We start from the raw sequence: 5,709 nt of genomic DNA, 5'->3' as shown, positions 1-5,709 counted from the left end.
GGAGTGATCACCCGCTGGGAACGGACTCGTCGCAATAACCACTGGCTCGATGCGCTGTACAACGCCTGCGCCGCTGGTCACTACGTCGGAGCGAGACTGTTAGGCGACCAGAGCGCTCCGATCAAACGAACCCGCACGCTGAAACAGATTGCCGAACAGAAACAGGAGACCCGCCACTGGTTCGACGACCAACGCTGGAACGAAATGATGAACAGGACGCTGGGGCGGTGAGTGGCCCGAACGGAATACAGGAACCGCCAGACTCACGGCAAAAATTCGTTACATGAGATCACCTGATCCCAGAACGTGCAGTCGTCAGTCAATTCCTCAGAATTTTCCGCAAACGAATTTGCAAAGTTGGATGCGTTCTGATCTACTTTTTTCGGTGTCAGGGTGAGGTTGAAAGTTTCTTGATTGAAGGTTCATTCGCTGGAGTTTTAATGGGGAATTCTCCAACTCGTGGGGACGTAATTGTTTCTCCCAAACGGCGCCCTTCTCGGATTGTTCTGCTGGTCATTGTTCTCGTCTTCATACAACTGGTTATCGCCGCTGTGTTTTTCTTTCGTCGCAATCGAAACGAGAACGCAGAACGGGTTCCCGCCCCGCACCGCCGGACCGACGCTATCGTCGTCGGCGGAGTGGCCAGGCCTGCGGCAGATGTTCGGGGACGGCACAAGCAAGCAGATGCCAACAACACATTCGTTCCTGGTGAATCACTCATCACCAGGTTTTAGCGCATTCTTACATTGATTCGTGGCTTCGGAGTGATTTTTCTGAAGTAGACGATCCTCAAATTTGGGATGAATCGTTATGGGCCAGATTGTGACGTTAAAAACTTGTCTTCAGAGTTGAAATGTTTCTTCAAATATGGATGATGTCGCGGTCGTGTTGAGGCAACATCGCTGACGTTTTTTTCATGTGATGAGATTCGGGTCAACGGCATCGAAAGAGATGTAGGACATCGGGTCGCAATATAGCTGGAAGGCTCATCATGTCTACGAACAGCAGTTCGTCTGAGGCGAGCTCTGGGGGTGCGAGTTCCAACTCCTCGGGTGCATCTTCTTCCTCTGGGGCGTCGTCACCTTCCAGCAGTTCGAATTCATCTGGCGCGACTTCTTCGAGTTCCAGCTCAAGTGGTTCTGGCGGCACGTCCTCAAGTTCTAGCTCCAGCTCAATTGCGGCATCTTCATCGAGTTCGAGTTCCAGCACTGCTGGCTCCTCTTCGTCAAGTTCGAGTTCAGCCGGGACATCCTCGAGTAGTTCCAGTTCTTCAACAAGCGTCAGTTCCTCTTCAAGTTCGAGTGCAGGACCTCCCTACGATAGCAGTAGTAGCAGTTCGGACTCGTCCTCTTCCGGGTACTATCCTCCTCCGGGGTCATCGAGCAGTTCACCGGGCAACGATCCAGATGCTCAGCCGAAAGACGATGGGTGCAAGGCGAACCCTAAAAACAACCCGTCCGGCTGTCGGTGCCAACCCTCACCGTGTCCAGTCACATTGTTTAACGGTGAAGTTCGAATCGAAGAAACGGACCTGCAATCGACGGGGTTTGGCCAACCGTGGAATCACACCCGATCGTATTCCAACCAGATGCAGGAGACGTTTGATCGTGGCAACGGCTACAACTGGAATCTGAACGACTGGCCATATCTTGTTGAATCGAATCTTCCGGGGAACCCGGTGATTATGATGGGAAGCAGTTACGAACAATACTGGTTCCACTACGATAGTGTTCTGGACAAGTATGTCTCACTTTACGGCGGGTTGACGTCGCTGAATTGGGATCAGGTGAACGGGATTGTCACCTTTGTCGAACTCGACGGGACGATACTGAAATTTAATGATCTTGGGCATCCAGTGCGGCCTGGGAATTTCATCGGACGCATTCTCCCGGGCGGGGAGGAGTTGACCGTCGATGACTCAAACGCACCGACCGAACTTGAGGCGACCCAACAATACACCGTCGACAACACAACAGTCTACGAGTCGTTCTATTACGAGTTGCACCCACCGACCGCGCAGAACGTGGGTCGTATCTATCGGGTGACGTTGCGACGCAAGGTCGACAATGGCCCCTGGGAAAATGTTCGCAAAGCGGAGTATCTCTACTCGAATGAAAACTCGCTCGGCTCAAGTTCCTCCTCGGTTGGCGACCGAGGGGATTTATCACTTGTCACACGATATGAATTTTACGATGGAGTTTGGGAAGAGCTCGACAAGACTTATTACCGTTGGTACGGCGGTTCGCTTGCCAGTCAGCACCTGCTGCAATTCGTTGTCGGTCCGCAGGCATACCAAAACATGCTTGCTGCAAGCCTGAATCCACAGTCTGCCTCAGATGCTCAGTTGGCGCTTTATGCGGACAATCAGTTCGTTTACGGTGAAAACAATCGCGTTGTCAAAGAGATTGTCGACGGTGGGTCGCGTACATACTTGATGTCTTATGTCGACCGCAGTGAACTCGCTTCAAGTTCTTCCAGTGGCGGTGGCGGCGGAGGAACAGACCCGATTGATTACAATGAATGGTATCGTAAATCAACGTTGACGTACCCAGATGGAAAGCAACAAATCGTCTACTGCAATGCTGCAGGGCAGACGATGCTGGAGATCATCAAAAAAGGCGATGATGAGTGGCTGAACTTCACGCGCTATGATGAGGACGCACGCGTCATTCTGGAAGCAAGCCCCGAAGCGATCAATGGATTCGATGAAGAGCTTCCAGACTTGATGGGATACGACTCTGGAACTGAGGATTTCACCTATCTCAATAATACTGAGGGATTGATCACAGTCCGTGAGTACTTCACTTCCACCGCTGGGAACGGTGCGCCTGGATATCCGAAATCCGAAAAAATCAAGAATGGTCAAAACGGTACAGAAGTTAAGACGCACGAATGGGAGTATGACGAGCATACTGCCAGCGGAATGACAATTTATAAAGTTAGTGTTGATCGGCAGTTCACGGACACGTTAGGGACCGAGATTGAAACGTTTTATTGGTACACCTATTTTTCGGGAACGAATCAGGTCTATCGAAAGACGACCAAGCGCCCCGTCGTTCCAAATACGCAAAATGGGCCAGGGACTGCTGTCGTCACTTCCCAGATCTTCGACGAGTTCGGCAACTTGCGATGGGAAACCGACGAAAGGGATATTATCACCGGATACAGGTTGGACATCGCGACCGGCGCCCTCACTCAATTGATCGAAGATGTTGATCCGCTGACGACACCAGGCTGCCCGTACATAACGACCGGCGGTGACGGGTTGAGTCTCAAGACGGACTTCGAGCACGATATCAACGGACGAATCACCCAGTCTTTGGGGCCAGTTCACCAGGTAGATCTCAACGGAACTGCAACGAACGTCCGAACGGCGACCTGGACGGTCTACAAAGACCATGAATTCACAACCATCTCTGCTCAGGGGTATCAGGTTGTCACCGGAGCCCAGGACTTTCTCGTTAACCCGGTCTCGATTACCAGGCGAAACAAAGTCAACCTTCCGACTGACGAAATCCTGGCGGTTCGCAGCAGCACGACTGGCAAACTGGAACCGACTGACTCGTTCCCGCAATCCTCCTACCGTCAGTGGATGACCAAACAATACACCGATTGTTGTCGATTGGCCTCGACTCGGACCTACCACACGATCCCTGCTTCAGGCGAAGGTGTTTCGGGAACGAACTACGACCAGACGAGTTTTGGTTATGATGCAAACGGTCTGCAGAATCAAACGACGACGCCGGGAGGGACGATCACAGAGACCACATTCGATCCTCGCGATTTGCCATTGCTCACTAAGGTTGGCACGGCCCCGATCAACATGGTGACAGTCACCGAAAACCAATATGACAATGGAACCGATGGAGGCAACGGCAACCTCACCAAACTGATCAATTACACCGAAGGTGCGCTGAAGCGAGAAACGTCATTCACATATGACTTCCGGTCACGTCGTCTCTCAGCAAACGGGGAACTCGACTTCTACGAAGAATACACCTACGACAATCTTGACCGGCGACTCACCGTCAAGCAGTACGATACCGATTCCAGTGGTAATTTGGTCGCGTACAGCGAAGCTGACTACGACAACCGGAGTCGTGTTTACCGGACGACCGTCCATGAAGTCGACCCCTCGACCGGCACAGTTGGAAACGCTCTGGTCAGCAACGTCTGGTACGATCAGCCCGGTAATGTCATCAAGTCACAGCCTGCAGGTTCAGATCTGTTCACCAAAACTGTTTACGACAGTCTGTACCGAGTCACAGCGACTTACCTGGGGTACGATCTTGATGAGTCTACCTACAGCGAAGCGACCACGATCAGTGGAGACACGATTGTCGAGCAAACAGAGCAAGTTTATGACGATGGCTCCAACTTGTTGAAGACGATTGCACGACAACGCTACCACAATGCAACTGGCACCGGAGCCTTGCAAGGTCCCACAGGAACCCAACCGTTGGCGCGCGTCTCCTATCAGGCAGCGTGGCCATCGCCAGTCGGTCGAGTTCAGGCAACCGCGAACTACGGCACCAATGGTGGGAGCGGTCTCACGCGTCCTGCAACCATTCCGACAGCCAGCGATTCGATCCTTGTCAGCTCGACGTCCTATGACGATGTTGGTCAGGTAGAAGCCCGCACTGATCCCGCAGGGAAAGTCGATAAGTTCGAGTACGACGACGCAGGTCGCCGCACAAAACTGATCGAGAACTACGTCGAAAGTTCATCGTCGAGCAGTTCTTCCAGCGGAGATTGTCCCGGATCTGCGGACACCAATCGTACCACGACGATGACCTACACTCCGGATGGTCAGATTGCCACTCTCAATGCCTGGAATGGAGACACCGGAATCCAGACGACGTCCTACACTTACGGGACGACGCTGGTTGAGTCGGCGATTGAAACCAGCTTGCTGCTCAGAAAAGTGACCTACCCGGACTCGTCGAGCGGCTCGGATGTGGTCTCTTATACTTACAATCGCCAGGGGCAGCGGACCTCCATGACCGACCAGGCTGGAACGGTCCACGCTTACGATTACGACGGGCTCGGCCGGTTCCTGAATGATCGGGTGACAACCCTGGGAACCGGCGTTGACCCCTGGGTCCGCAGCATGGCTCGTACTTATGATGTGCGTGGGCTCTTGACCTCTGTCTGGTGCACAAGTAGTCCGGCCCCCGGCGCAGGTGTCAGCAGGAATGAAATCGAATGGCAATACAACGGGTTCGGTCAAGTCTCACGTTCTCGCCAGGAGCCGACACGCACAGTCGCCACTGCGACTCCGGAAGTGCAGTACGGCTATGCTGATGGGTCGGCGAATACGATTCGCCCGGAAACAATTACCTACCCGAATGGAAGGGAATTGACCTACAATTACGGCACCACCAACGGGATGAACGACGCCATGTCCCGTGTGGAGGAAATCGTCGACGACGACAGTACGGTGTTGACGGCAGAGGAGTATCTGGGACTCAGTTCGATCGTCGAATCGAATCGTCCGCAGCGTCAGTTCAAGTTCACGTTGGCGTCGCTGACCGGCAGTACAGATCCGGACACCGGTGACATCTACACCGGTCTGGATCGATTCGGCCGTGTGAAGGACTGCCGCTGGTATGACACCGCCAACTCGGTCGATCTGGATCGCTACGAGTACGGCTATGACCGGGTCGGAAACCGTCTGTATCGGAAGAATGTGCTGGCCCACGCCGCGAG

The 5,709-nt window shown here is 53.4% G+C and carries 4 protein-coding genes; 3 read left to right on the top strand and 1 reads right to left on the bottom strand.

What is annotated here, in order from left to right; translation table 11 throughout:
• Together KOR42_RS27210 and KOR42_RS25610 are read left to right on the top strand one after the other, a co-directional pair.
• Nucleotides 1-231: hypothetical protein (locus KOR42_RS27210; protein ID WP_197441607.1), on the top strand; the 231-nt coding region annotated here is incomplete at its 5' end.
• Nucleotides 232-440: 209 nt separating this feature from the next.
• Entirely contained in the window at nt 441-734 is a 294-nt protein-coding gene (locus KOR42_RS25610; protein ID WP_146512648.1) for a hypothetical protein, read from the top strand.
• A gap of 199 nt (nt 735-933) precedes the next feature.
• Here KOR42_RS25610 and KOR42_RS27205 read toward each other — a convergent pair whose 3' ends face one another.
• Nucleotides 934-1,209, bottom strand: coding sequence for a hypothetical protein (locus KOR42_RS27205; protein ID WP_197441606.1), 276 nt, complete (start codon nt 1,207-1,209; stop codon nt 934-936).
• Nucleotides 1,210-1,495: 286 nt separating this feature from the next.
• On the opposite strand from KOR42_RS27205, the gene KOR42_RS25605 reads away from it, so the two are divergent.
• The coding region (locus tag KOR42_RS25605; protein WP_197441605.1) for an RHS repeat domain-containing protein at nt 1,496-5,709 on the top strand (4,214 nt) is incomplete at its 3' end.

This window comes from Thalassoglobus neptunius, assembly GCF_007859735.1.
GTDB lineage: Bacteria > Planctomycetota > Planctomycetia > Planctomycetales > Planctomycetaceae > Thalassoglobus > Thalassoglobus neptunius.
This window is presented reverse-complemented; position numbering and strand designations above follow the sequence as displayed.

Excerpts from the sequence above, each read along its gene's own strand:
- KOR42_RS25610 (WP_146512648.1), top strand. The coding sequence starts at position 441 with ATGGGGAATTCTCCAACTCGTGGGGACGTAATTGTTTCTCCCAAACGG.